General features: G+C 66.4%; 21 protein-coding genes. 12 read left to right on the forward strand and 9 right to left on the reverse strand.

Translation table 11 applies throughout. The features are described 5' to 3' along the window. Nucleotides 1-94: 94 nt before the first annotated feature. The 3 genes from ACK4FB_RS01585 to ACK4FB_RS01595 all read right to left on the reverse strand — a co-directional run bounded on the left by ACK4FB_RS01585 (nt 95) and on the right by ACK4FB_RS01595 (nt 3681). Entirely contained in the window at nt 95-2011 is a 1917-nt protein-coding gene (locus ACK4FB_RS01585) for a beta-propeller domain-containing protein (protein WP_409747134.1), read from the reverse strand. Nucleotides 2012-2412: 401 nt separating this feature from the next. Then, a complete protein-coding gene (locus tag ACK4FB_RS01590) occupies nt 2413-2766 on the reverse strand; it encodes a hypothetical protein (RefSeq protein ID WP_409747137.1) in 354 nt (117 codons plus the stop codon). A gap of 69 nt (nt 2767-2835) precedes the next feature. Beyond that, a complete protein-coding gene (locus tag ACK4FB_RS01595) occupies nt 2836-3681 on the reverse strand; it encodes a tetratricopeptide repeat protein (RefSeq protein WP_409747140.1) in 846 nt (281 codons plus the stop codon). Between the two features lie 336 nt (nt 3682-4017). On the opposite strand from ACK4FB_RS01595, the gene ACK4FB_RS01600 reads away from it, so the two are divergent. The 12 genes from ACK4FB_RS01600 to ACK4FB_RS01655 all read left to right on the forward strand — a co-directional run bounded on the left by ACK4FB_RS01600 (nt 4018) and on the right by ACK4FB_RS01655 (nt 17263). Next, nucleotides 4018-4515 carry a hypothetical protein gene (locus ACK4FB_RS01600; protein WP_409747143.1) on the forward strand — a complete coding sequence of 166 codons (498 nt, stop codon included), beginning with the start codon at nt 4018-4020 and terminating at the stop codon, nt 4513-4515. Between the two features lie 338 nt (nt 4516-4853). Beyond that, the gene (locus tag ACK4FB_RS01605; protein WP_409747146.1) at nt 4854-5945 is read left to right on the forward strand and encodes a helix-turn-helix transcriptional regulator; all 1092 of its coding nucleotides are present in this window, start codon (nt 4854-4856) and stop codon (nt 5943-5945) included. 613 nt (nt 5946-6558) lie between these two features. Continuing rightward, nucleotides 6559-7056 carry a hypothetical protein gene (locus ACK4FB_RS01610; RefSeq protein ID WP_409747149.1) on the forward strand — a complete coding sequence of 166 codons (498 nt, stop codon included), beginning with the start codon at nt 6559-6561 and terminating at the stop codon, nt 7054-7056. A 125-nt stretch (nt 7057-7181) separates the two neighbouring features. Next, the gene (locus tag ACK4FB_RS01615; protein ID WP_409747152.1) at nt 7182-7415 is read left to right on the forward strand and encodes a hypothetical protein; all 234 of its coding nucleotides are present in this window, start codon (nt 7182-7184) and stop codon (nt 7413-7415) included. Next, nucleotides 7412-7972, forward strand: coding sequence for an arylesterase (locus ACK4FB_RS01620; protein WP_409747155.1), 561 nt, complete (start codon nt 7412-7414; stop codon nt 7970-7972). Before ACK4FB_RS01615 ends, ACK4FB_RS01620 begins: the two co-directional genes overlap by 4 nt. A 374-nt stretch (nt 7973-8346) precedes the next feature. Then, entirely contained in the window at nt 8347-9846 is a 1500-nt protein-coding gene (locus ACK4FB_RS01625) for an ATPase domain-containing protein (protein WP_409747158.1), read from the forward strand. Continuing rightward, a complete protein-coding gene (locus ACK4FB_RS01630) occupies nt 9843-11516 on the forward strand; it encodes a response regulator (protein WP_409747161.1) in 1674 nt (557 codons plus the stop codon). The genes ACK4FB_RS01625 and ACK4FB_RS01630 overlap by 4 nt, the downstream gene beginning before the upstream one ends. A 154-nt stretch (nt 11517-11670) precedes the next feature. Further along, nucleotides 11671-13773 carry a catalase gene (locus tag ACK4FB_RS01635; RefSeq protein ID WP_409747164.1) on the forward strand — a complete coding sequence of 701 codons (2103 nt, stop codon included), beginning with the start codon at nt 11671-11673 and terminating at the stop codon, nt 13771-13773. A gap of 83 nt (nt 13774-13856) precedes the next feature. Beyond that, complete coding sequence (locus ACK4FB_RS01640; protein WP_409747167.1) at nt 13857-14897, forward strand: glycosyltransferase; 1041 nt, start codon at nt 13857-13859, stop codon at nt 14895-14897. Further along, on the forward strand, nt 14881-15978 hold the full coding sequence (locus ACK4FB_RS01645) for an acyl-CoA dehydrogenase family protein (protein WP_409747170.1): 1098 nt from the start codon (nt 14881-14883) through the stop codon (nt 15976-15978). The genes ACK4FB_RS01640 and ACK4FB_RS01645 overlap by 17 nt, the downstream gene beginning before the upstream one ends. Continuing rightward, on the forward strand, nt 15975-16685 hold the full coding sequence (locus tag ACK4FB_RS01650) for a PIG-L deacetylase family protein (RefSeq protein WP_409747173.1): 711 nt from the start codon (nt 15975-15977) through the stop codon (nt 16683-16685). Before ACK4FB_RS01645 ends, ACK4FB_RS01650 begins: the two co-directional genes overlap by 4 nt. Continuing rightward, nucleotides 16682-17263, forward strand: coding sequence for a class I SAM-dependent methyltransferase (locus tag ACK4FB_RS01655; RefSeq protein WP_409747176.1), 582 nt, complete (start codon nt 16682-16684; stop codon nt 17261-17263). The genes ACK4FB_RS01650 and ACK4FB_RS01655 overlap by 4 nt, the downstream gene beginning before the upstream one ends. A gap of 6 nt (nt 17264-17269) precedes the next feature. On the opposite strand, the gene ACK4FB_RS01660 is transcribed toward ACK4FB_RS01655, so the two are convergent. The 6 genes from ACK4FB_RS01660 to ACK4FB_RS01685 all read right to left on the reverse strand — a co-directional run bounded on the left by ACK4FB_RS01660 (nt 17270) and on the right by ACK4FB_RS01685 (nt 24775). Beyond that, nucleotides 17270-19417 carry a glycogen debranching N-terminal domain-containing protein gene (locus ACK4FB_RS01660; RefSeq protein ID WP_409747178.1) on the reverse strand — a complete coding sequence of 716 codons (2148 nt, stop codon included), beginning with the start codon at nt 19415-19417 and terminating at the stop codon, nt 17270-17272. A 25-nt stretch (nt 19418-19442) separates the two neighbouring features. After that, complete coding sequence (locus tag ACK4FB_RS01665; RefSeq protein ID WP_409747182.1) at nt 19443-20564, reverse strand: glycosyltransferase family 4 protein; 1122 nt, start codon at nt 20562-20564, stop codon at nt 19443-19445. 162 nt (nt 20565-20726) lie between these two features. Next, nucleotides 20727-21485, reverse strand: a complete 759-nt coding sequence (locus ACK4FB_RS01670; protein WP_409747184.1) for a peptidase — start codon at nt 21483-21485, stop codon at nt 20727-20729. Nucleotides 21486-21549: 64 nt separating this feature from the next. Then, nucleotides 21550-22413 carry a transglutaminase N-terminal domain-containing protein gene (locus tag ACK4FB_RS01675; protein WP_409747186.1) on the reverse strand — a complete coding sequence of 288 codons (864 nt, stop codon included), beginning with the start codon at nt 22411-22413 and terminating at the stop codon, nt 21550-21552. Between the two features lie 2 nt (nt 22414-22415). Continuing rightward, complete coding sequence (locus ACK4FB_RS01680) at nt 22416-23351, reverse strand: alpha-E domain-containing protein (RefSeq protein ID WP_409747189.1); 936 nt, start codon at nt 23349-23351, stop codon at nt 22416-22418. Further along, nucleotides 23351-24775 (reverse strand): circularly permuted type 2 ATP-grasp protein, encoded by a 1425-nt coding sequence (locus ACK4FB_RS01685; RefSeq protein WP_409747639.1) that lies wholly within the window; start codon nt 24773-24775, stop codon nt 23351-23353. Before ACK4FB_RS01685 ends, ACK4FB_RS01680 begins: the two co-directional genes overlap by 1 nt. Nucleotides 24776-24931: the final 156 nt, after the last annotated feature.

Below are 24931 nucleotides of genomic sequence, written 5' to 3' on the forward strand. Positions count from 1 at the left end.
TTAAAGAGCCCGTTGGCTCAGCCACGTGGACCGTCGGCCCCCAGCGTGGCTCGGTCTCCAGTTGACCAGCTCTGCGAGCCTCAAGTGGTTGTCCTTAGTCTCCCGCGTTTGATGAGGGTCCGAAGTCGACGCGGCGCAGTTCGCGGATCTCCCCGTTGGATTGGGCGCCCTCAACCAGTTCGTAACCCATAAGGGCGAACAGCCGGTCGCCAAGGAAGATTGGCCTGGCGTTGCCGTACCAGTCCACACAAGAGGCCTGACAGCCGTCTTCGCGCCGCCCCGGGCTGGCGCCCAGACGGCCCATGTCCGCCAGCCTTCCGTACTGGCGGCGCAGGAAACGCATTTCTGCGGTCCACACGTTCTCGGCCAAACGCATCACCGGGAGACCGAGAAGCCCGCTGGTTCTCACCGCCGGGTCGGGATCGGGGCGATAGAAGAAGCCATGGCTACGCGAATCGGCCTGACGCGAATCGGGCAGCACAAACGCCTGGTCCAGGTAAGGGACCGCGTTGGACGTCAGGTCGACTGGCGTGAAGATGGTCTCACCATGGCCGCCGACCAGAAGGGCGTCCTCGCCGAGCTGTTCGATACGCCGCACGCCGCCCTCGATCTGAAAGGTGAGGGGATGCCCGGCTCCGTCGAGGCGGGCCGCCACCAGGTGCGACACGCCCGAGTTCCGGGTCCATCCGTTCAAGCTGTACAGCAGCCATCCCCCCGCAAAGCGGTTGTGGCCGATGTAAACACCTTCGGCCCCGGGCAGGGGGCGATAATCCGACCGGTGGGCCGACTGTGACCCGTCACCGAATCGAAAAGTAGGAAGTTGCAGCAGCGCAGGCTGGCCTGCTCCGAACTCCGGTCCCCACGCGGCGTCATCGTCTGTCAGGTTGGTGACCACGATATCGAGGCGGCTGTTGATGAGATCGGGGTTGAAGGAGAACTGATTGAGGGGCGCGCCTGCGACCTGGACCGCGGCGGGCCTGCCACCGTCCAGCGGAATACGGTAGAGGAAGCCTTCGCCCCCGGTATCCTCCTCCCAGCCCGACCAGACCGGAGCCACCCAGACGTAGACGGCGTTCTGTGACACGAAAAAGGTGCGGCTGTTGGGCCCCAATACGACGGTGGCCTCGCAGGAGAGTTCTGGACTGGTCAGGTCACACCGGCTGACCGTGTGCATCGCCTCGATCGTTGCGGCGCCCTGGGTTTTCAGGGGAACGGGAAGATAGACCTCGCGCGCCGAAGCTATGCGTTCGAAAACTGGCCGCTCGCGACGCGGCTCCCAGCGACTTAGACCGGGCAGGTCGGAGAGCGGATCCCGCGCGGACCGATCAAAATATAGCGGTGTGTAGACGATGAGACGGTCGCCGACGATGCGTGACGCATAGTTGTTGCTGGAGTAGTAATCACTTGACTTGAGGTGATGGGAATCCAGGTAGGTTAAATCGCCGTCACTGGACATCCGGAAGCGATTGATCTCGGTCCCGCCCCGGTCGTAGCTGAAGCCGACCACGATGATCAGATCGCCTCGCACCAGCATCTCATCATACCAGTCGCCTGAGGCGTCCACCCCGGGAGGGAAGGCGTCTATCGAGGCAACCGGGATCAAGTCTCCGGCACTTGTCGAGATGGTGAACAGGCGGCCGCGGCGCAGGATCACCAGGTGGTCGCCGATAACCTTGACGATCCCACCCTCATCTACACCTGCGATCTGAACATTGGTGATGGAGGGATTTGAGGGGGCGGGCGCAGGTGGCGCGCTCGACTGCGCAGCTGTCGGAGAAGAACCCTGTGGCGGGGGCGGTGGGGGCGGCGCCATCGGCACATACGGAGGCGGGGGCGGCGGCGGCAACTCCGCGATGGCGAGGCCGGCGTCGGGATCGGGCATGAGGAAGTGCAGCAGCTCCGCCTCCGACCGGAAGTTGGGCATCCCTTCCTGCGCTGTAGCGGAACCGATCGGCGCTCCTAGTCCGAAGAGCGCCGCTGCGCTGGCGATTCCCCACTTCAACCGGTGCATTAAGATACCCACGCCTCTAAGCTGCCTATTCAGCATGAGCTTTCGTCCTTCCATCGACCAAGGGCGGCCGCAGCCCATCATGCTGCAAGCGCGGGCTTCCCGCATCTCCAATGCTGTATACGCCGCGTGGCCGAGGCGCGGGTGTCCACACGTCCCCGACGGAGGCACTCCGCGGAGCCAACACGCCACTCTCTGCTTCCTGGTCGGGCGCATCAGCTGCCCCGCGTGATGCGCCGGATGACCGTGGCGATGCTGCCTCCTGATGAATCCCGTCAGCGTGCAGTGGACCACCTTTGCACCTCCTTACGGGTCCGCCGACTGGCAGCCGCTGCGGCATCGGATGGGGGGGGGAACACCCGCAGGTAGCGGGCCCGTGACTTTCCCAAGGTTCGCCGCACGGGTTATTCGGGAAATCCCCTCAACCCCTCCGTCCAGCTCCTTCGATGCTCCCGGAACATGATGGAGCGTTCCCTGACCAACCGGTCGTGATCGACGAGAAACCGCCGCCAACTTGCCGCTGTGCCTCTGAGGACGAGTTCCGGTCGCGTCTTCATGGTCTTGAGCACCCGAAGATCGTCGCATTCGCCGATAGCGATCGTAATGGCGTCCCGAAGGTCGGTCCAGGACTGGCTACGGGCCCCGCGCGCCTTGTGTCGAAGGGGTGGGGGCTCCAGGCCTATGAACAAGGCAGATAGCTCGATCTGACGCCGATTCCCCGCGGTGGCGATCAGCTGTCGGGTCTTGACATCCAGCATGGGATTTCCTCAGGACCGTCGAGCTTCTCACGCATTCGGGTTACAGGCGCCTTCATCCCGCGCCTGCTGTCACCTCTCGCGCTGGGCCTCCAGGAGCGATCGGGTGTGATCGCGCAGATCGCATGAAACCTGATCGCCGAGCGCGCAGCCTCTTTCGGCCATCTGCTCAGCGACATCCAGATCTCTTGGGACGCCGTGACCTCCGCCGAAGAGTCTGGCCGCGACGGCGCATGCCGGTCGCCCTCCGCCTCGACAAGCGCTCGCCATGGGTGCGGCCGCGCGGCCAAAATCACGCTCTACGCCTTCACCGTTCAAATAGACCACCCCCCATCGCCAGCAAGATTCGGTGTGACCGAGCTGGCACGCTCGCTGCAGCAAGGGTTCAGCTTCAGCCCAGTCGCTGTAGTGGCGCCCGTCGGGAGTTTGCAGGGCGACGGCGCCGGCCACGCAGCCATTCACCTCCCTCGCTGCGCAGGCGCGTTCAAAGAGCGCCAGGGCGGCTCGTGGTCGAGGCGAGGGATTGGCGTCATCCGTATAAAGGCGTCCCAGGCTCACGCAGGCCGCGAGCCGGTCGCCGTCACAGGCCCGCCCCAGGAACTCGGCGGCCAGAGACAAGTTCCGCGGTACGCGGACGCCCGCCCAGTAATTCTGCCCCTCCTGAGCGCAGGCGTCGAGATCACCACCTCGGCAAGCGGCCGCCCGCTCCGCCCTGTAGGTATCGGCGCGTGTCAGCGCGTTGTCCGTCTGCGCCACGGCTGGTGTCGCAGAAAGCCAGACGGACAGGGTCGCCAAAAGAATGCCGATGCTCCCCTGCCGAACTCTGCGGCTGACCCTGACCAGGGCTGCGCGCGGGCGGTCAGTTCTGACGCTATATGAGGATAGCCTTGTCATCGGGGCGGGGTCCTGCATCGTCATCGCACCATTATCCGCGCCCTGGTTTGGGCCTCAGCCCGGAGCCGAAACGCTTGGCCGGGGCGGCCTGAGGGTAGGGTGCATATGTCAGCCGGACGGTTCCAGCATCTGCAATTCTGTAGATGTGCGAGGCCCATGGCTACGCCATTGAATGTCGGACTGAGGCGGAGAATTGGGATGGGACACAGCAACCCGGGGAAATCCATAAACGGCGGCCGGAGCTCGTCCGCCAGCCCAAGGCCCCTGGCTGGGGCACGGGTCGAGGCGGGCGGCGCTTCGATGCGACAGGTCGGGGGGCGCCCCTTCCTGCGGACGAAGCCTGAGAGGTGTGGAAGGGGCATGAACCGTCTGGCCGCCGTCGCCGCGATCATGGCGCCCCTCATTGCGTTTACGGCCCCTGCTCAGGCCTCGATTCCGCCGCCCTATGCCATAATGGTGGTCTCCTCCGATCATGAAGCCCGCGCCCTCGGCGAGGCCCTCTTGCAGTACATGAGCGCAGCCGGAGCCTTTTCTCGTCACCCATTGGAGACAACGCCCTCTCATGTCACGCGCTGTCTGGTCGAGGCAGACTTCGCGACCTGTGCTCGCCCCATGACGCCGGGTCGGGATCATTGGCAGTCGCCGGCGCCGGTTGTGATGCGCGCGGAAGCGGCCGGGCCGGGGCGCCTGACTCTGACCTGCGTTGGCCCGGGCACCCACCGCCCGCCGACCGGTGATCAGCAGACGGAGGTTGATGTCCGTATCGCCCTATTTGGCCATGGCGAAGCGAGAGATGTCGAGCTGCGCGCGGCCCTGTCCTGTCTGCAGTCCGCCGCCAGAGAATCCGTCGCGCCCTAGGGGGGCTTTATTTCTGCGTGGGACGCGAGCTTGCCGGGTTTGAAGGTCCCATGCGGCCGAGCGTGGAGGCGGTGGTGAGAGTCCGTGCGGGCCCATTTCCGCCCCCTTGTGGCTGTGGCTCTTTCCCACCGCAATGCTCAGGGCGCGGAGCTGTTTGCGGGGGACGATTGGACCGGAGCGGCGTTGATCACCGCCCGCCGAGGAGGAATGCCCACGGCATTGCAGTGGAGCACTTGCGCCTGAAGTCACGTCGCGTCAGGCCGCGTTCCCATTGATTATCGGGCGCTTCTCCATTTACCTGCGGGAAGGGGTGGGAGTAGTGCTAATACATGAGTGGCGTGACGCAGAAATCCGTCGAAGCGGCGGCCGAACGCTTTCAGGCCGCCGGCTTGGGGCAGGTGAGCTGGGAGGAGGCCCTGGATGGCCTGGCTGCCGTCACCGGTTCCACCGGAGCCCAGCTGATCGGCCTGGGATCCGAAGCCACCGTCCCTTTCAATGTCATGACCGGCGTCCCCCCGGAGACCGGGCGTGATTTCCTGGTGGCGGGCGGCGGCGACCCGGCTATCAACTCTCGGGTCAGAATTGGCATGCGCGCGGCTGAACTGGAAGTGCTGGACGAGTCGGCTTTCACCACAGCGACGGACATGCGGCTCAGTCCTGAATATGCCGACTGGATCCGCACCTACGACATGCACCACACGTGCCTGACCAATCTGGTCAAGGAGCCTGAACGGAACGCCGGGCTTGCCCTGCTCCGCAGTGAGCAGCAGGGTAATGTCAGCTCGGAGCAGAAGCGGGCATTCGCCCTGCTGGCCGCCCATGCTCGGGGCGCTGTGCGTACACAGATGGCGCTGGAGGCGCAGGGCGCCCAGCTCCTGGCCGGGGCGCTCGAGGCCGTGCGGGCGACCGCCTTCTTTTGCGATGCGGGAGGTCGGGTGCGAGGCATGACCGCGTCCGCTGAGGCGCTCCTGACGGACGGCGACGTCCTGCGGCTGAGAAAGGGGAGGCTGACCACGGCATGCGAAGCCGATCGCCACGGACTGGAGCTCGCCCTCGCGGCGGCCCTTACTGGCGGACCGCCGGCCTATGCCGTAGCCGCCCGACGCCTGCACGGCGACGAGCGTCTGTTCATTGAGGCGGCGCCGCTCCCTTCATCCAGTGCGCCAGGGTTTGGTCCTCGGGCCCTGATCATCGTTCACGGACCGAGCGGGGATGAAAAGCGCGTGGCCGTGGCGGCCGGCTCTCTGTACGGGCTGAGCGCAAGCGAGGCAGCCATCGCCGCCCAACTCGCAGCGGGCCGCTCCCCCGCCGCCATCGCCCACGAGCGGCGCGTGTCTCTGGGGACGGTCAGGACGCAAGTGCGCCGGATTTACGAGAAGGTCGGCGTGGCCAGCCAGCTGGAGCTGGCGGCGCGGATGCCAAAGCTGTGAGGGCGTTCAGATGTCTACCCACGCACAGCGCTTGGCCCTCGCCACCGACATGAGTTGATCATAGGCCGCCCGCAACGCAGGGCCCTCGAGGTCAAACAGGAGCCCCGACATCTCCGCTTCTAGCTGATGGCAGGTTCGGGGATCGGTGCTTTCAACGGTGGCGCAGGCGCTGACCGCGAGCAGCAGTGAAGACGCGAGTACAAGGCGTCGCATGGGGACTCCGTTCTTGATGACTGACTCCCAAGACTACGTCATCCCGCAGCGTTCGACGTATCCAATATTGTACAGGCTTCTTCCCTGGGCGCCCCGGCGGCTCGATAGCGGACGCTCACCGCAGGGCCGGCCATCAGGTGCCTGAGACCGTCCTCCGCTCCGGGGTCTTGCTCACGCCCGCGTCCGGCGTCAGACGCCGTGTCGGGGCATGTCTACACAATTGGAGATGCGTCGAGTTCTCAAGCGCGCCACCTTTGCGCCCTCATGCGTACTGGTGGGGGAATCCTTGGGCAATTCATCGTTTAATCAGCCTTCCGGAAAGCCTTTCGGCGGGGCCTCCGGGTCACCTCCAGTCGGACGCGAGGCTGCCAGCACCGCACGATGGCTCCAGTCGTGGCTCGTGATCCTGGCGGCGTTCGCAGCCACTGTGCTGCTGACGTCGCCGGCACGTGCGGAAACCTACGATTATGCGCCGACTGACGGAGGCTCCCTGTGTCTCTGTCTCGTGTCGACGAGCTTCGAATTCGTGCTTTCACCCGCCTACACCACAACAAGAGGATCCAGCGCCTCGCTGACCAATCGAGGGATCGCCTTCGCCACGTTCTCGGTGCCGGCCGGCGTGACCTACACCGACGCCGTCCTGTCCTTCGACATGGTGAGTTCGACCGGATCCGGCGGCATCAGTGTACGCCGCTTCGCGGGATCGGTAGCCGCCGACCAGCCGTCTTGGGACGCAGTCTCCGCAGGCTGGACATCCTCCCGGGAGGTTGCCGGGCCTGGACCAAACGCGATCCCGAGCGGGGGGCTCTGGCGCTGGGGCCACCTACGTCGGATCGACCTGAACATCGAATATCCGCTGAGCCTTGGTTTCTCGGGCCTGCGCATCCAGCTGCGGTAGGGCCGGGACGGGAGAGAGGCTGCGTTCGACCCGGTCTGTTCCTCGCCGGGATCCACGGCCAGCTGACCTTTCCGGGGAACCGGCGGCCCCGCCCGCCGTTGTGGCGCGGACCCGGAGCGTAACGCGTGATTTCCTACTACTGCATTGTAAATCTGCCGGGTGTTCAGGTCCGGGATATTGTGGTCGTCAGCGCGGCCAGCGACCTCACAGCAGAACTGGAGCTGAAGCGATTGTCCGCGCAGTGGCCAGGCTTCGAAACCATCGCGCTTTATGAGGGCGAGCGCGCGGTGAGCGTCCTTTCGAATCCTGCCCTGGGGTTCCCGACCGGGCCGCTGCACATACGGGATGAAGCGGCTTGAGCGGCGTCCGGATCGCCATGCTGGGGGACTCCCTGACGGCCGGTTACGGACTCCGGCATAGCGAAGCCCTGCCCGTTCGGCTCGGCGCGGAACTCGCCGCCCTGGGCCTGTCGGCGAGGGTGGTCAACGCGGGTGTTTCGGGCGACACGACTGCCGACGGGCTGCGCCGGGTGGACCGGGATATCGCCGATGACACCGACCTTTGCATCGTGGCGCTGGGCGCCAACGACCTGATGCAGATGATCGCTCCGGAACGGGTCCGCGCCAATCTGGACGCCATTCTGTCGCGTCTGGCGGCGCGATCCATTCCAGCCATGGTGTGCGGGATGCGGGCGCCCCCGTGGTTCGCCTTCTACGCCCTGGCCTTCGATGGACTGTTCCGCGACGTGGCGAGTCGGCATGGAGCGGCTATGGACCCGTTCCTGCTGGAGGGGATCGCCCTGGACCCCGCCTATGCGCTTGCGGACCGGATCCACCCAAATGCGGAGGGCGTGGCCTTTATGGCGAGGCGGCTGGCCCCTCGCGTCGCCGAGGTTGTTTCATCAGCCCGGCGGTGACATGGCGGGCGTGTTGTCTTGGAACAGATCGTTCCGTTCCGCCTCGGTGAGCGGAAGGCGCGCATCAGGTAGCGGCGCAGATCGCCCGACATTCTGCCTCGCATGACCGTGTGGGATGAACCGGTCTTCGCCGGCGTGACAGTGCGCGTTCGATGATGAACCTGCGCCTCCGACGACGTTCCTTTAGCGCCGCCGCCGGGGCCGCATCCACCTGTTTCAGCGTCATGGGCACCGGCTTTTCCGAGGCCTTCGCTCTTCAGCCAGGCGCAGCCCATGGGCGGGATTGCGAAGCGCGGGCGTGGTGGACGCAGCTTGACGGCAACCGTTCCAGCCGGACCAGCGTTCAAACAGTCCAGCTGAAGAAAGGACCCCGCATGCCGTCATCCGCCCAACAGTCTACGCCCCAGGCGGCGTTTGGCATCGCCGGACTGGATGACATTCTCTCCGGGGGGCTGGAGAGGGACCGCGTGTATCTGCTTGAAGGCAATCCCGGCACAGGCAAGACCACGGGGGCGATGCGTTTCCTGATCGAGGGCGCGGACCGGGGCGAGCCCCCCTTGTACATCACCCTTTCAGAAACCGAGGCGGAGTTGCGCAGCACAGCGGAGTCTCACGGCTGGTCCCTGGACGGGGTGGAGATTTTCGAGCTGGTGCCGCCGGAGAGTCTGCTGGACGAGGATCAGCAGCAGAGCCTGTTGTATTCCTCAGACCTTGAACTCGGAGAAACCACGCGTCTGATCCTGGATGCCGTGGAGCGGGTGAAGCCGTCGCGGGTGGTGATCGACAGCCTGTCTGAAATCCGCCTTCTGGCGCAGGGCTCCCTGCGCTATCGAAGGCAGGTCCTGGCGTTGAAGCATTATTTCGCCAAACATGGCGCGACGGTTCTTTTGCTGGATGACCTTACAACCGACGTCAACGACAAGACCGTCCACAGCGTCGCCCACGGCGTCATCCAGTTGAACGAACTGGCGCCAGAGTATGGCTCCGAGCGGCGGCGGCTTCGCGTCATCAAATATCGCGCCCGAAAATACCGTGGGGGCTACCATGATTTCGTCATACGCAGCGGCGGCCTCGAGGTGTTTCCCCGGATCATCGCCGCCGAGCACCGCATCGCCTTCGAACGGGTTGCAGTCTCCAGCGGGATCCCTGAACTGGACACCCTTCTGGGCGGCGGGATCGAGCGTGGCTCGAGCGCGCTGATCCTCGGTCCCGCCGGCACCGGCAAGTCCCTGTTCGCGATCCACTTCGCCGTGGCGGCGATTGCGCGGGGTGAACGGGCGGCGCTGTTCCTGTTTGATGAGGAACTCGGCCTGCTGTTCGACCGCATGCTTGGCATGGGCATTGATCTCGCCGCCTTGCAGCGAGAGCAGAAGCTGATCGTGGAGCAGATCGACGCCGGCGAGATGTCACCCGGAGAGTTCGCCATACGCGTCAAGCGCTGCGTCAGCGAGCAGAACATCCAGACCGTCGTGATCGATAGCCTGAACGGCTATCGTGTCGCCATGCCAGAGGAGCAGTTCCTGATCCTGCATATCCGCGAACTGCTGCAGTATCTGAACCGCCAGGGCGCCTCGACCTTCCTGACTGTGGCCCAGCATGGCCTTGTAGGCAGCCTGTCGGCGCCGGTGGACGTAACCTATCTGGCGGACACGGTGGTGCTGCTCCGCTATTTCGAGTCGGCCGGAACGGTGCGGCGCGCCGCCTCGGTGATCAAGAAGCGGTCAGGCCAGCACGAGAAGGCCATTCGCGAATACACCATCACCGAACACGGGCTGAAGCTGGGCGCGCCCCTGGCCGGTTTGCATGGAATTCTCAGAGGGGTGCCGGATGTAGTGGGTTCAGGAACGCAGTTGATGGAGAGTTCCCCGGAATGAGCCCGCCAGCGCTTTCAGAGCGCACGCTGATCCTGGCGCCCAGGGGGCGAGACGCGGACATCGCACGGGCGATCCTGCGCGAGGCCGGCCTCATGGCCGAAATCTGCGGCGACCTTGCAGGCCTTATCGCGCATATGGAAGCCGGGGCAGGGGTGGCGGTAGTCGCGGATGAAGGTCTGCGCCGGGCTGACCTGACCTCCCTTATGAGGTGGCTTGAAGACCAGGCGCCGTGGTCAGATTTTCCGTTTATTCTCCTGACGGTGCGGGGCGGTGGAATTGAGCGTAACCCTGCAGCGCAGCGCGCGTCGAGCCTGTTGGGCAACGTCGCCTTTCTGGAGCGGCCCTTCCACCCCACCACCCTGGTGAGCGCGGTCCAGACGGCCCTGCGAGGGCGCCGCCGACAGTACGAAGCACGCGAGCGCATGGAGGAAATTCGCCGGGCGGAGGCGTTGCTGGAACGTCGCGTGCAGGACCGGACCGCAGAACTCGAATCCGCGAACCGCCAGCTTGCTTCCCAGATTGTCGAGAGAGAGCGGGCGGAGTCTGCTCTGCGTCAGGCCCAGCGTCTGGAGGCGATCGGACAACTGACCTCGGGCGTTGCTCATGATTTCAATAATCTGCTCACGGTCGTGCTCGGCAATGTGGAGCAGATGCAGAAGCGAATTACGGATCCTGCCCTGGCGCGCCGGCTGGAGATGATGGCGGAGGCGTCAAGGCGGGGCGCCACGCTCACCGCGCAGATGCTGGCGTTTTCGCGGCGTCAGAAGCTGGAACTCCGTCCGGTCGATCTCAACGAGACAGTGCGTGGCATGCAGGATCTGCTGGCCAGTTCCATCGGCGGCAGCGTGCAGATCATGCCGCCCGACCTGGCCGGGGATTTGTGGCGCGCCATGATTGATCCGACCCAGATCGAGCTGGTGATCCTCAATCTGGCCATCAACGCCCGGGACGCCATGGAGGTGGGCGGATCCCTGACGATCCGGACCCGCAACGTGACGCTCGACGAAACACAGGATGACCTGCCAGCTGGCGAGTTTGTGATGGTTTCGGTGACCGACACCGGTTCCGGCATGAGCGAGGAGGTGCTGGCCAAGGCGTTCGAACCCTTCTTCACCACCAAGCCGGTGGGTCAGGGATCTGGGCTGGGCCTGAGTCAGGTCTTCGGACTGGCGAAACAGGCCGGGGGGGGCGTGAGAATTGACTCTACGGTAGGGGAGGGCACCACGATCGCGGTCTATTTGCCTCGCGCAGAAAACCAGACCGAAATGGCCGGGGCTCCCTCGGCGCGGCAGGCGGCGCAGCTGGGGGAACAGCGCCGGGTGCTGGTGGTGGATGATGACGACGCGGTCCGCGAAGTCGCCGCCGGCTACCTGGATGACCTTGGGTACGAGGTGGCGGAGGTTGGTAGCGGGGGCGCTGCGCTGGAGCATCTTGAAAGCGGAGGCGAACCGGCTGTCGTGCTGATGGATTTCGCCATGCCGGGCATGAACGGACGCGAACTGGCTCGTGAGATTGGCAAGCGTCGTCCCGGCATCCCGGTGGTCTTCGTGACCGGTTACGCCGATGCGGAAGCCTTTGCCGATACGGATCCGACGACGATCCTGCACAAGCCCTACACGCGAAGCGAACTGGCTGCGGCGTTGGCCCGGTGCCTCGAGCCTGCAACCTAGAGGCACGCCGAAACCGGCGGGCCATCATACAGGAACCATGCTTCCTGCTGCGCGGTTGAGGGATGAGCGGCGCCCACGCCGTCCCTTCATCCCCGGCCAACTGCGTCCCCTCGGGCGTCGCGGACAAGCCCACTCTGCACGACAGGAATCCGCAATGGCCAAGCCCTCTTCGCGCCCCGAATCCAGTAAAGCCACGCCGACGAGAGCGGGAGCCGGCGGAGAGCGCCACGAGACCGCCTCGGCCCCGGATCAGCGAATCACCACGAACCATGGGGTTCCCGTCAGCGACAACCAGAACTCCCTGAAGGCCGGCCACCGCGGGCCCTCGTTGCTGGAGGACTTCGTTCTCCGCGAGAAAATTCATCATTTCGACCATGAGCGCATTCCCGAGCGGATCGTTCATGCGCGTGGCAGCGCGGCCCACGGGGTGTTCGAGCTGACCGATAGTCTGGCGGACGTGACCCGCGCGAAAATCCTGACCGAAGTCGGACAGAAGACCGAGGTGTTCGTGCGCTTTTCCACCGTGGCCGGCGGCGCCGGGTCGGTGGACACGCCCCGTGACGTGCGCGGTTTCGCGGTGAAATTCTACACCACCGAGGGCAATTGGGATCTGGTCGGCAACAATATCCCCGTCTTCTTCATCCAGGACGCCATCAAGTTTCCCGATCTTGTTCACGCCGTGAAGATGGAGGCCGATCGCGGCTATCCGCAGGCCGCCAGCGCACATGACACCTTCTGGGACTGGATCGGTCTGATGCCGGAATCCACCCACATGGTGATGTGGCAGATGTCGGATCGCACCATCCCGCGTTCCTACAGGATGGTGGAGGGGTTCGGGGTCAACACCTTCCGCCTGGTCAACGACGACGACGAGGCGGTGTTCGTGAAGTTCCACTGGCGCCCGCGTCTGGGAACCCAGTCGACCTGCTGGGACGAAGCCGTGAAGATCGCCGGCGCCGATCCCGACTATCTGCGCCGCGACCTCTACGACGCCATCGACAAAGGCGACTTCCCCGAGTGGGATTTCGCGGTCCAGATCCTGACCCAGGACGAGGCCGACGCCCTGCCGTTCGACATCCTTGACGCCACCAAGCTGATCCCCGAGGAAATCCATCCGCTGCGGGTGATCGGCAAGCTGACGCTGAACCGCAACCCGGACAATTTCTTCGCCGAGACCGAGCAGGTCGCTTTCCTGCCCACCAACATTCCGCCGGGCATCGATTTCTCGGAAGATCCGCTGCTGCAGGGTCGCCTGTTCTCCTATCAGGACACCCAGCTGTCGCGTCTGGGCACGGTCAATTTCCACCAGTTGCCGATCAATCAGGCCAAGGGCTGCCCGTTCCAGAATTTCCAGCGCGATGGCCAGATGCAGATGGCCGTCCCCAAGGGCCGCGCCAACTACGAGCCCAACAGCCTCGCGGAAGCCGGCGAGATCGGCGGGCCGCGCGAAGACCCGGAAGGCGGCTTCAGCAGCTTCCGCACGCCGGTTGAGGAGACCAAAATCCGCCTCCGCGCCGAGACGTTCGCGGATCACTTCAGCCAGGCCCGGCTGTTCTTTCGCTCGCAGACCGAAATCGAACAGGCGCACTTGGCCAGCGCCATGGTCTTCGAACTGTCGAAGGTCAGTCTGGAGAATGTGCGTCTGCGCGTGCTGTCCAACATTCGCAACGTAGATGAGGCGCTGGCGGCCCGCGTCGCCGACGGCTTGGCCATGGACCTGCCCAAGGCGTCAAAGCCGGCATCCGAGCCTTTCGACATGGGCGACAGCCCCGCCCTGCGCATCGTCGGAAAGTACCCCGACACCCTGAAGGGTCGCATGGTCGGGATCCTCGTCACCGACGGCGCCGACGGCGCCCAGGTCAATGCAGTCAAGTCGGCGGCCGAGGCGGCGGGGGCCCAGGTGCATCTGATCGCGCCCAAGGTCGGCGGCGTCGATCTGAAAGACGGGTCCCGTCTCAAGGTCGATCACCAGCTTCAGGGCGCGCCCTCGGTGCTGTTCGACGCGGTGGCGCTGATCCTGTCCGAGGCGGGCTGCGAAATGCTGCTGGGCGAAGGTGCGGCGATCGATTTCGCCAAGGACGCCTTCGGCCACCTGAAGGCCATCGGTCATACGCCCGAGGCCCAGCCCCTGCTCGACAAGGCGGGCGTGGAGCCGGATGACCGGGTCGTCGCCCTGGGCAAGGACGGAAAGGCGTTCGTCAAGGCCGCGGCTGGTCGCCAGTGGGATCGCGAGTCCAAGGTCCGGATGCTGGCGTGAACAGGCCGTACAACTACGAGGGCGGTGGGGCGCTTTCACTCCGGCAGCAAAGGCGGACCATGCTTCCTTACGGCAGAGCGCCGGTGGTCGCCGTTCCCGCGCGCAACGAGGCCGAACGGCTTCCCGATCTGCTCGCCGCCCTGTCGCGCCAGACCTGGTGCGACAGGGGAGGACGGCTGCCCGTCGTGCTGGTTCTGAACAACTGCACGGACCGGTCGGCCCAGGTTTCGGCCGAGCAGGGACTCCTTCATCCGCGTCTCGACCTGACGGTTATGAACGTGACCCTGCCCCAGGGCGCAGCCCACGTGGGAACAGCGCGGCGCATGGCCATGGACCGCGCGCTGGAGTGGAAAGGGGAGGCCGCCGTCGCCGTGATCACCACGGACGCGGACGCCCAGCCGGAGGCGGGCTGGATCGACGCCAATCTGGCGGGCCTGGATGCGGGCGCCGATCTCGTTGGCGGCCGCATTATCGGTGATCCCGTTGAGGAGGCGCGCCTGGGGGCCGGCTTCCGGCGCCGGGCCGAGCGCCACCTCAAATATTCGGAGCTTTGTGACAGACTGGCCGCGCTGATGGACCCCTTGGCTCACGATCCCTTGCCGCGTCATGGCGACCACACAGGCGCCAGCCTCGCGGTTCGCGGGGAGGTCTACCGAGCGTTGGGCGGTCTGCCGCCCCTGCCTTTTCGTGAGGACGTGGCCTTCGTGCGGCGCGCCCGGGCGGCGGGCTTTCTTCTGCGTCACTGCCCGGACGTGCGGGTGAGGGTCTCGGCGCGTCTGGATGGCCGGGCGCCAGGCGGCATGGCGGATTGCCTGCGGTCATGGAGCGAAGCGGAGGCGAAGGGGGAGGCGCATCTGGTGGAATCGCCGGAGGCTCTGCTCCTCCGACTGGCGAAGCGGCGCGCGATCCGGTGCGGCGCTGACACGGGCGCGGGCGGACCGATCAGCCGAGCGACGCTCCACGAGTTAGGGCTGGATCCGCACGGGCCATGGGCGGCGGAGGCGCGTGTCGAGCTCTGGGCGCCGGACGATCTTGATGCGCGGGGGGACACCCCGGTGGAGGCCGCCATCGCAGTGCTGGAATCCCTGCTTGAAGAGGGGAACGTCAATGTTGTCGCGGCCTGAACGCACGCCCCCCCTCATCCTGGACGAGACTTCGGAGGCGTCCGCTCTCGCCGCCGCCGCCCGCGATGTCGACGGCGGCTTTCCCAGCGAAGCGTTCGACGCTCTCGCAGAAGCCGGCGTCACCGCCAGCCCACCGCTGGGCGCAGGAGAAATGACGCGGTTGTTGCACCTGCTGGCGGCGGTCGGCCGGGGCGATCTGAGCGTGGGCCGCATCTTCGAAGGTCACGTCAACACCCTGTTCCTTATGAAGACTTACGGGACGCCGACGCAGTACCGGCTGTGGGACCGGGAGGCGACGGACGGGGCCCTTTACGGTGTCTGGAACACAGATCTGCCGGGCGCGCCCTTGCGGCTCGAAGCCGGGCGGCTGGTCGGGCGGAAATCATTCTGCACGGGGGTCGACGGCCTCGACCGGGCCATCGTCACCGTCAATGACGGGCCGGAACGGCAGATGATTGTCGTGCCGCTGCAGGGTCTGGCCGTTGACCGCGACTGGTGGCGCCCCATGGGCATGCGCGCGTCGGGCAGCCATGTGGTCGATTTTACCGGGCTGGAGATCCAGCCCGACTGGATGCTGGGCGGGCCGGGAGACTATGTGCGCCAGCCCTGGTTTTCGGCCGGCGCCATGCGCTTTGCGGCGGTCCATACGGGCGGATTGCACGCGGTCTTTGACGTGGCGCTGGAGCACCTGCGCCGGACCGGGCGTGGCGGCGACCCCTATCAGGCGCACCGCATCGCGGAGATGGGGATCGCGGTGCAACAGGCCTGGGGCTGGCTGGAAACCGCCGGCGCCGCCTGGACCCGCGCGGCCGCATCGTCGGACCTGACCGAGGGGCGAGAAGCCATCGCCGCGGCCAATGCAGCCCGATGCGCCATCGAGCGGCTGGCCCTCGACGTTCTGGAGACGGCCGAGCGGAGCGTCGGGGCCGCCGGGTTGATCGCCCCCCATCCGCTGGAGCGGAAGATCCGCGATCTTCGCACCTATCTGCGTCAACCGAACCCGGACGGGGCCCTCGCTGGTCTGGGCAAGGCGATCGTGGAGGGCGACTGGTCGCCTGGACTGCAGGCGCCGCGCGAGTGAAACCGCTCGATCCGCTTTCCCTGACGGCGCGCCGGGTCACGGTCATCGCCCCGCACCCGGACGATGAGTCTCTGGGATGCGGGGGGCTGATCGCGGCCCTCTCCGCCGACCACCGCGCGGTGCAGGTGGTGTTCGTCACCGACGGCGCAGGATCGCATCCCAACTCCGCCGCCTGGCCGGCCTCGCGCCTGGCCAGGCAGAGGCGGCGCGAGGCGCAGGCGGCGCTGGCGTGTCTGGGCGCGACGGCGCTCCCGCCGGTGTTTCTCGATCTGCCCGACGCAGGCATGCCCGCCCTCGATGATCCGGCCGGTGAGACTGTTGTCGGTGATCTGGCCGCGGCGTTGACCGCCTTCGGGTCCGAGCTTGTGCTGTCGCCCTGGCGACGGGACCCGCACTGCGATCACCGGGACGCCTGGGCCCTGACCGAGGCCGCCCTGTCGCGCGCGCGGCTTGCACCCGAGCGGCTGGAGTACGCCGTCTGGCTGGATGAACTGGGCCAGGAGGGCGACCAGCCGCGCGCCGGCGAGGCGGAGGCGGTGGCGTTCGACATCTCGGGGGTGCTGGCCCTGAAGCGTCGGGCGGTGGAGGCCCACGTTTCCCAGACAACCGATTTGATCAGTGACGATCCGACCGGCTTCCGTCTGACCGCCGACACCATCGACCGGCTGGTCCAGTCCGTCGAGCGCTACTGGCGGCCCTTGCCATGAAGCCCATTGATCCCGACGGCTTCGAAGCCCTGTTCCGCAAAAATGTTGACCCATGGGACTACGCCCGATCGCCGTTCGAGTCCTACAAGCGGGATCGTCTGTTGCAGGCCTGCGGCGACCGGATCTATGGACGCGGCCTTGAACTGGCCTGCGCCAATGGCGAGACCACGCGCAGGCTGGCGACACGGTGCCTGCGGTTGCTGGCGGTGGACTCCTCGGAAACCGCGGTCAGGGAGGCCGCACGCCGCACCGCCGGTCTTGCGAACGTGGTGGTGGATCAGGCGCTTCTGCCGGGCGAGACACCGCGCGGCCCTTTCGACCTGATCGTGGCGTCGGAAATCCTCTACTATATGTCTCTGCCGGATATGCTGACCTTGCTGGAACAGCTTCAGCGGGCGCTCGCGCCCGGGGGGCGGCTGGTGGTGCTGCATCACGTCATCGCCTTCGCTGACGCCAGCCAGCCCCCCGCCCTGGCCCAGCGGCGGGCCAAGGGCTTTCTGACCGAGGCCCTCCCTCTTTTGGCGGAGCGGCGAGAGCGTCGTTTCGAGGTGTTTGCGGTGGAGAAGCCAGCGCGGTGACGCGCGTCAGCCTGTTACGTCCAGTTCAAGGGGCGGGCCCCTGTGATGACGGGGCCAGACCGCGACCTGGTCCCCGGCGCGCTGGAAGGTCAGGTCCAGCCGGGTTTCACCCACAGCCAGACCGGAGATGGTCAGACGATCCAGACCTGACGGCAGGCAGGGCCGGTCGATACGGATGGTCCCCGTCAGGGCGTCGATGGACAGACCGAGGCTGGCCTGCAGCATCAGGAACACCGAACCGGCGGCCCAGGCCTGGGGCATGCAGGCCACCGGATAGGGAATGGGGGGCTCGCCGGTCTGACGATTGAATCCGCAGAACAGCTCGGGCAGGCGCATCTGGAAATTGGCGGCCGAGGCGTAGAGTTCATCCAGCATCAGCGAGACGGCGTCCCGCTCGCCGTAATGCGCCATGCCCGCCACGCCCAAGGCGGTGTCGTGGGGCCAGACCGAACCGTTGTGGTAGGACATGGGATTGAAGCGCGGCTGACGGCTGGCCAGGGTGCGGAGGCCCCAGCCTGTCCTGAACCGGGCGGACAGCAGTTGTTCGGTCACCCGCCCGGCCCGCTCCGCCGAGGGCAGACCGCTGAACAGCAGATGTCCCGCGTTGGAGCCCAGCACCTTGCAAGGTGCGCCCCGGCCATCCACGGCGATGGCGTAGAATCCCTGATCCTCCATCCAGAAGCGGTCCTCCACCAGGGCCCGCAGACGCTCGGCGCGGTCGCTCCAGGCCGCCGGGTCGCCTTCCCTCAGCAGGGCAGACAGCTCGGCCAACGCCCGCCAGGCGGAATAGGCGTAGCCCTGGACCTCCAGAAGGGCGATGGGCCCTTTCGGAAATGCCCCGTCAGCGTGGAAGATGGAGTCCTCGCTGTCCTTCCAGCCCTGATTGGACAGGCCGGTCTCCTCGGCGCGGGCGTAGTCGATCAGGCCGTCGCCGTTGGAGTCCCCGTGATCGGTCATCCATCCGGCGGCGGCCAGAAGGTTGGGCCAGATCTGGCGGATGAAGGCCAGATCACCGGTCCGCCGGGCGTAGGCGCCGGCCAGGGCCACGAACAGGCAGGTGGTGTCGACGCCGCCGTAATAGAGACCGAACGGAACCTCCTTCAGGGCCGACATTTCTCCCTGTCGGGTCTCGTGCATGATCTTGCCGGGGGCGGAGTCCTGGAAGGTCGAGGTTTCCGTCGCCTGACGCGCCGCCAGATAGGTCAGGACGCCCCTGGCCAGGCTGGGATCAAGCCACAGCATCTGCCAGGCGGTGATGATCCCGTCGCGCCCGAACGGCGTGGAGAACCAGGGCACCCCGGCATAGGGGTACGGGCCGGTGGGCAGGTCGGTGGTCAGCAGGGCCACGTCCGCCCGGGACTGGTCCAGCCACTGGTTGAAGCGCGGGCTGTGCGTGCCCCGCACCGTTGCGCCGCTACGCCGTTTGGCCCGCATGGCCAGACGGGCGTGCACCGCCGCCGTGCGCCACCGCTCCTGATCCGGCGTCCCGCAGCTCTCGATGCCCGCCTCGATGAACAGGTCGAACTGCTCGCCGCGCGACAGGCTGAACATGAAGTCCGCGCGCTCGGCGGACATCGTCGCGGGCGGTTCGGAAAATGACAGGCAGGTGTGGCGCTCCACCCCGTCCAGGCCCTCGTAGCCAAATTGCACCCGACGCCCGTCCGCCACGGGCGTCTGCGTCCGGCCGCGCCGTTCGCGCGGTGTCCCGCGGACCTCGAAGATGTCGCGGAAGTCCGCACCGTACTCAAATGACAGGGGCGCCACGACCGGGTCGACGCCGTGATTGGTCAAACGCACACGCTCGTACAGCCGCCGGTCCCACAGAAAGCGCCGCCGCTCCACATGGATCACACCGCCCGGCGCGGAGCGTCCCCCCATGGGCGGCAGGGGCTGGTTGGTGGCGTGGCAGGTGAAAAAGACATTGTCGTCCGACACCGCCGAACTCAGGCGGGAGGGCCGATCATGGCCTACCAGCAACACCAGCCGGGACAGCATGCGGGCGTCCCGGTCAAACAGGCCGTCCGCTCCGCCGCGCAGGTCGCCCCACGGGTCGGCCACCAGAAAGGTGTCGCCTTCCTTGAGCGCCAGCAGGCGGTCCAGCACGACGCCTTCGGCCGTCAGATCGGCTGTGGGCGTCGCCATCGCATCGTCCATGTCGGTTTCCAGACTCGTCACGCGATCAGGCCAGCGGCGCGAAGGCCCGCTCTTCGCCGATGGCGCGCCCCACGTCGGGGATGATCAGGGGATCGGTCGCCGTCGGCAGAATAAAGTCGGCGGAAGTCTGAAGCGCGGCATAGACCTCAACATAGCGCCGGGCCATTGCTGCGGAGGAGAAGCGCTGCTCGAACCGCGCCCGGATCGCTCCGCGGTCCAGCAGGACCGCCCGCCCGGCGGCCTCCACGGCTTCGTCCACCGTATTCACCAGATAGCCGGTCACCCCGTCCTCGATAATCTCGGACGTGGAGCCGCAGCGGAACGCCACCACCGGCGTGCCGCAAGCCATGGCCTCGATCATCACCAGGCCGAACGGCTCCGGCCAGTCGATGGGGAACAGCAGCGCCTCGGCCCCACCCAGGAAGGCGGACTTCTGCTGGTCGCTGATCTCGCCTACGAATTCGACGAGCGGATTGTCCAGCAGGGGGCGGATCTCCGTCTCGAAATAGACCCGGTCCGCCGGGTCCACCTTGGCCGCCATCCTGAGGGGGCGGCCCATACGGGTGGCGATCTCGATGGCCCGATCCGGCCTCTTCTCGGGCGACATGCGGCCGAGAAAAGCGAGGTAACCGTCCGGCTTCGGAGAGAAAGCGTACAACCCGGAGGGCATGCCGTGCTGGACCGTGGCCTGCCAGTTGGCGGCGGGGATCGGGCGGCGCTGGTCGTCGGAGATGGACACCAGCGGAAACTGGGGCCATCCGGCATACGCCCCGGGCAGGTCCTTCAGGTCCAGGCGGCCGTGCAAGGTGGTCACCGTTCGCCCGGCCCGATCCGCAAAGAACGGGAAGTGCAGCATGTCGGTGTGGAAATGGATGATGTCGAAATCGTCCGCCCGCGCCAGCACCTCGGCAAGAAGCGTCAAGTGCGCCGCCAAGTCTGACTTCAGGGGGGCCGGGTCCAGACGAATGGGCTGATCGCGGACGGCCACAAGTCTGGCCCGCGTGCGGGCGTCGGCTGTGGAGAACAGGGTCACGTCATGCCCCAGATCGACCAGGGCGTCGGTCAGATGGGCGACGACCCGTTCCGTGCCGCCATACAGCACAGGAGGCACGGCCTCATACAGCGGTGCGACCTGGGCGATCCTCATCAGTTTCTCCGATATGTAAATGCGGCGGCCGAACAGATACCGGCGGTCGAACCGTTTGGTTCCCGCGCGCCGCGCCTGCGCCCGCTGTTTCAACCGGCAGCCGAGCGGCGTTCAGCATACGCCCCTTTCGGCCCCGACCCTAATGGATCAAGGACGTGCCGCTCAGGGCGCGCCGGAAGACCCGGTTGTCAGCCATGGGGGCGCCGGCATGGCGTGGTGGGCGTCGCTGATGGCCCTGGACCAGCGGGCGCCAAGTTCGCGAAAATACGGGTCTTCAGCCTCGATCCGTCGCTGATCACTCTTCATGGCGTCGCGCGAGAGGGTGATCAGGTCGAACGGAGGTCCTACCGCCACGTTGGAACGGACGGTGGAATCGAACGAGATCAGACCCAGTTTCACCGCGTCGGACAGGGGCGTGTCGGTCTTCAGGGCGCGGTCCAGGATCGGCTTGCCGTATTTGAACTCGCCGATCTGCATATAGGGCGTGTCCGGCCCGCACTCGATGAAATTGCCCTGGCTGTAGATCAGGTAAAGCCCCAGGGCGCCGCCCGCGACCTGTCCGCCCATCAGGACGGTGGCGCTGACGTCCACAGCCTCGGCCTCCAGCGAGGGGGCGATGTTTTCGCGCACGCTCTTGACCGCATGGCCCACAAGCTGGGCGGCGCGGAACAGGGTGGGGGCGGTGTGGAGGGTCTCGACCTCTTCAGAGTCGGCCATGCGGATGCCTTCGCGCACCATGGCCAGGGCGGTCTGGGTGACAGACAGGTTGCCTGCCGTAGCGAGGGCGATGACGCGCTCACCCGGCGTCTCGACCACATGCAGCTTCTTGTAGGAGGAGATGTTGTCCACGCCCGCGTTGGTGCGCGTGTCGGCGATCATGGCCAGGCCATCGTTCACCAGCATGCCGACGCAATAGGTCATGAATTGTCGTCCGACTTGATACCGCCGTCAGCCATAGCCGATTCGAGGGCGATGCGATCCACGTTCATCGGGTCCATCCCGTCTGGCGACCGCCGGACTGCTGGGCCTGCTGCTGACCCTGGGACTGACGGACATCGCGCACGTCCAGCTTGACGCTGAGACGTTCGCCGCCGCCGCCATAGCTGGTTCCCCGCACCGGGGCGGCGCCCAGATAGTCGGGGCCCGAGGCGATCCGGACGTAGGACTCGGAGGGGCTGACGCCGTTGGCCGGGTCGAAGCCCACCCAGCCGAGACCCTCGACGTGGGCTTCGGCCCAAGCGTGGGCGGCTTCCTGATCCGTTTCGCCGTCCATGCGCACCATGTGACCCGAGACATACCGGGCCGGCACGCCGAGGCGACGGGCTACGGCGATAAAGATGTGGGCGTGATCCTGGCAGACCCCGCGCCCCTCGGCGAAGGCCTGGGCAGCCGTGTGGGTGGCAGAGGTGACGCCGACCTCGAAGGTGATCCGCTGGTGCAGGGCGCCCATGAGGGCGTGCAACTGCTCCAGCCCGGATTTGTCGCGGAAGGTTTCGGTGAAGTCGACAAGTGCGGGGTCGCAGGTGGTCAGGGGGGTGTTGCGCAGGAAAACCAGCGGCGACAGCCGCTCGGACCAGCCGCTCATCACCCCGCCGGTGTCGGTGGTGGTGACCTCTCCCGCCACCCGCACGGTCAGGCTGTCAGCGGGCTGCTCGGTGTAGAGGGTATGGACGATGTTGCCGAACGCGTCCTCGGACTGGCGCAGGCGGGCGTCCACGTCGGTCTCGATCCGCCAGCGCTCCACCTGCTGGCCGTCGCAGGACCGGGGCGTCAGGCGCAGCACCTGGATGATGAAGCGCGCGGCCTGATCGTAGCTGTAGGTGGTGGCGTGATCGATCCGGATGCGCATGGTCAGCTCAGATACTGTTCGCTGATGGCCTGACCAAGGCGGTTGTTCTGGTCCAGAAACGCCTGGATGTATTCGTGCAGGCCGGACTGGAAGATGCGTTCGATGGTCGCCTCCTCGAACTGCATCAGGCGGGTGTTGGCGATGCGCTGGGACAGGCCGCGGCGGCCGTAGTCGGCGGCCAGAAGCTCCAGACAGCTGACGATCTCGGACTGGCAGCTGGCCAGCGAGCGCGGCATCTGGCGGTTCAGCACCAGCAGGTCCGCCACCAGCCAGGGCTTGACGTTGTCGCGATAGACCCAGCGATAGGCGGTCAGGGCGGACACCTCGCGCAGCAGGGTGGTCCACTGGAAATAGTCCAACTGGCCCCCGACCCGTTCACCCTCGGGCAGCAGCAGGTGGTATTTCACGTCCAGCAGCCGGGCTGTGTTGTCCGCCCGCTCCACCGCCGCGCCCAGCTTCAGGAACCAGTAGGCGTCGTTCCTCAGCATGGTCCGCGAAGAGGCGCCTTCCACCGACAGAGTGACGGTCTTCACCCATTCCAGGAAGTTGACGAAATCGTCGCGCCGCGTCGGGCGGCCTTGTTCGGCCAGACCGTTCCAGGCGCCGTTGATGGCTTCCCACAGTTCCGTGGTCAGGGCGGTGCGCACCGAGCGCGCATTGGTGCGGGCCCGGGTGATGCAGGTGGTTATGGAGTCGCTGTCCGGGGCGAAGGCCAGGAACTCGCGGACGGACCGTTCATTGGGCGCGGAGCCTAGGGCGGCGAAGGCGTCGGCCATGCCTGCGGAAGCGACCGCGCCGGCCCAGACCCCTTCGCTGGCGCCCTCACGGGTGGGAATAGCGGCCAGACGCAGGGTGGCTTCCAGAATGCGCGCCAGATAGTCCGCCCGCTCAATGTAGCGGCCGGTCCAGAACAGGCTGTCGGCGGTGCGTGAAAGCATCAGTCCTCCAGCACCCAGGTGTCTTTGGTGCCCCCGCCCTGGCTGGAGTTCACCACCAGGGAGCCGGCTTTGAGCGCCACGCGGGTCAAGCCGCCGGGCGCCGCCTTGATGCCCTGCGGCGACGACAACACGAAGGGGCGAAGGTCCACATGGCGGCTGGCCAGTTCGCCCTTGTCCAGGGTCGGAGCCGTGGACAGGGACAGGGTCGGCTGGGCGATGAAGTCGTCCGGGTCGGCGATCAGCTTCTTGCGGAAGTCCTCGATCTCGGCCTTCGTCGCGGCCGGGCCCACCAGCATGCCGTAGCCGCCGGAGCCGCCGACCTCCTTGACCACCAGCTCGTCCAGCTTGCCCAGCACCTCCTTCAACGCCTCGGGCTCGCGGCACCGCCATGTGGGCACGTTCTTCAGTATGGGCTCCTCGCCGGTGAAGAAGCGGATGATCCCGGGCATGTAGGTGTAGACCGCCTTGTCGTCGGCCACGCCGGTTCCGGGCGCATTGGCCAGGGTCACGGCGCCGGCCTGGTAGGCGGTCATCAGGCCGGGCACGCCAAGGGCGGAGTCGGGGTGGAAGGTGAGGGGATCCAGCCAGGCGTCGTCCACCCGGCGATAGATCACGTCCACCCGCCTCGGACCCTGGGTGGTGCGCATGAAGACGAAACCGTCGTCAACGAACAGGTCCGCGCCTTCGCAAAGCTCCACGCCAAGCTTGTCGGCCAGGAAGGAGTGTTCGTAATAGGCTGAGTTGTACGGCCCCGGCGTCAGGACCACGATGCATGGATCGGCGCCCGCACCTGCGGGCGCGCAGGCGCGCAGGCTGTCCAGCAGCATGTCGGTGTAGGTCTCGACCGGCCGCACGGGATACTCCGCGAACAGGTCGGGAAACAACCGCATCATCATCTCGCGGTTCTCCAGCATGTAGGAGACGCCGGACGGCGTGCGGACATTGTCCTCGAGCACATAGAATCCGGCCTCGTCGGTGCGCACCAGATCCACCCCGGCGATGTGGACCCATATGTCGCCCGGCGGGCGGCGGCCCTGCATCTCGGGGCGATAGGAGGCGTTGGTCAGCACCAGCTCCGGTGGAATGATCCCGGCTTTCAGGCACTCCTGGGGGCCGTAGATGTCCTTGAGAAAGGCGTTGAGAGCGGCGACGCGCTGGATCAGGCCGGCCTCCAGCCCCGTCCACTCCGATGCTCCGATGATGCGCGGGACCACGTCAAAAGGGATCAGGCGTTCGCTGGACTCGGCCTCACCGTAGACAGCGAAGGTGATGCCCATGCGGCGAAAGAACAGCTCCGCCTGACGCGATCGGGCCTGCAGAAGGTCGGGCGGCGCCTCGGCCAGCCAGCGGGCAAGGGCTTGATAGCTCTCGCGGACGGCGCCCGGCCCCCCATCGCCGATCATTTCGTCAAACGCCATCAGCATCCCCCGAAGGCCAAGCATGACCTTGAACCGGGGTTAACGACCCATGCAACAGAAATGTTGCATTGCGGTAGGCTGCAAAACCTCCTCCCGGGCCGGATGAAATCTCATGCTGCAGCCGTTGCAGGCACGCGCCGCCAGGCGGGCGCGTCATGAAAG

This window comes from Brevundimonas sp. (genome assembly GCF_046299535.1).
Taxonomy (GTDB): Bacteria; Pseudomonadota; Alphaproteobacteria; order Caulobacterales; family Caulobacteraceae; genus Brevundimonas.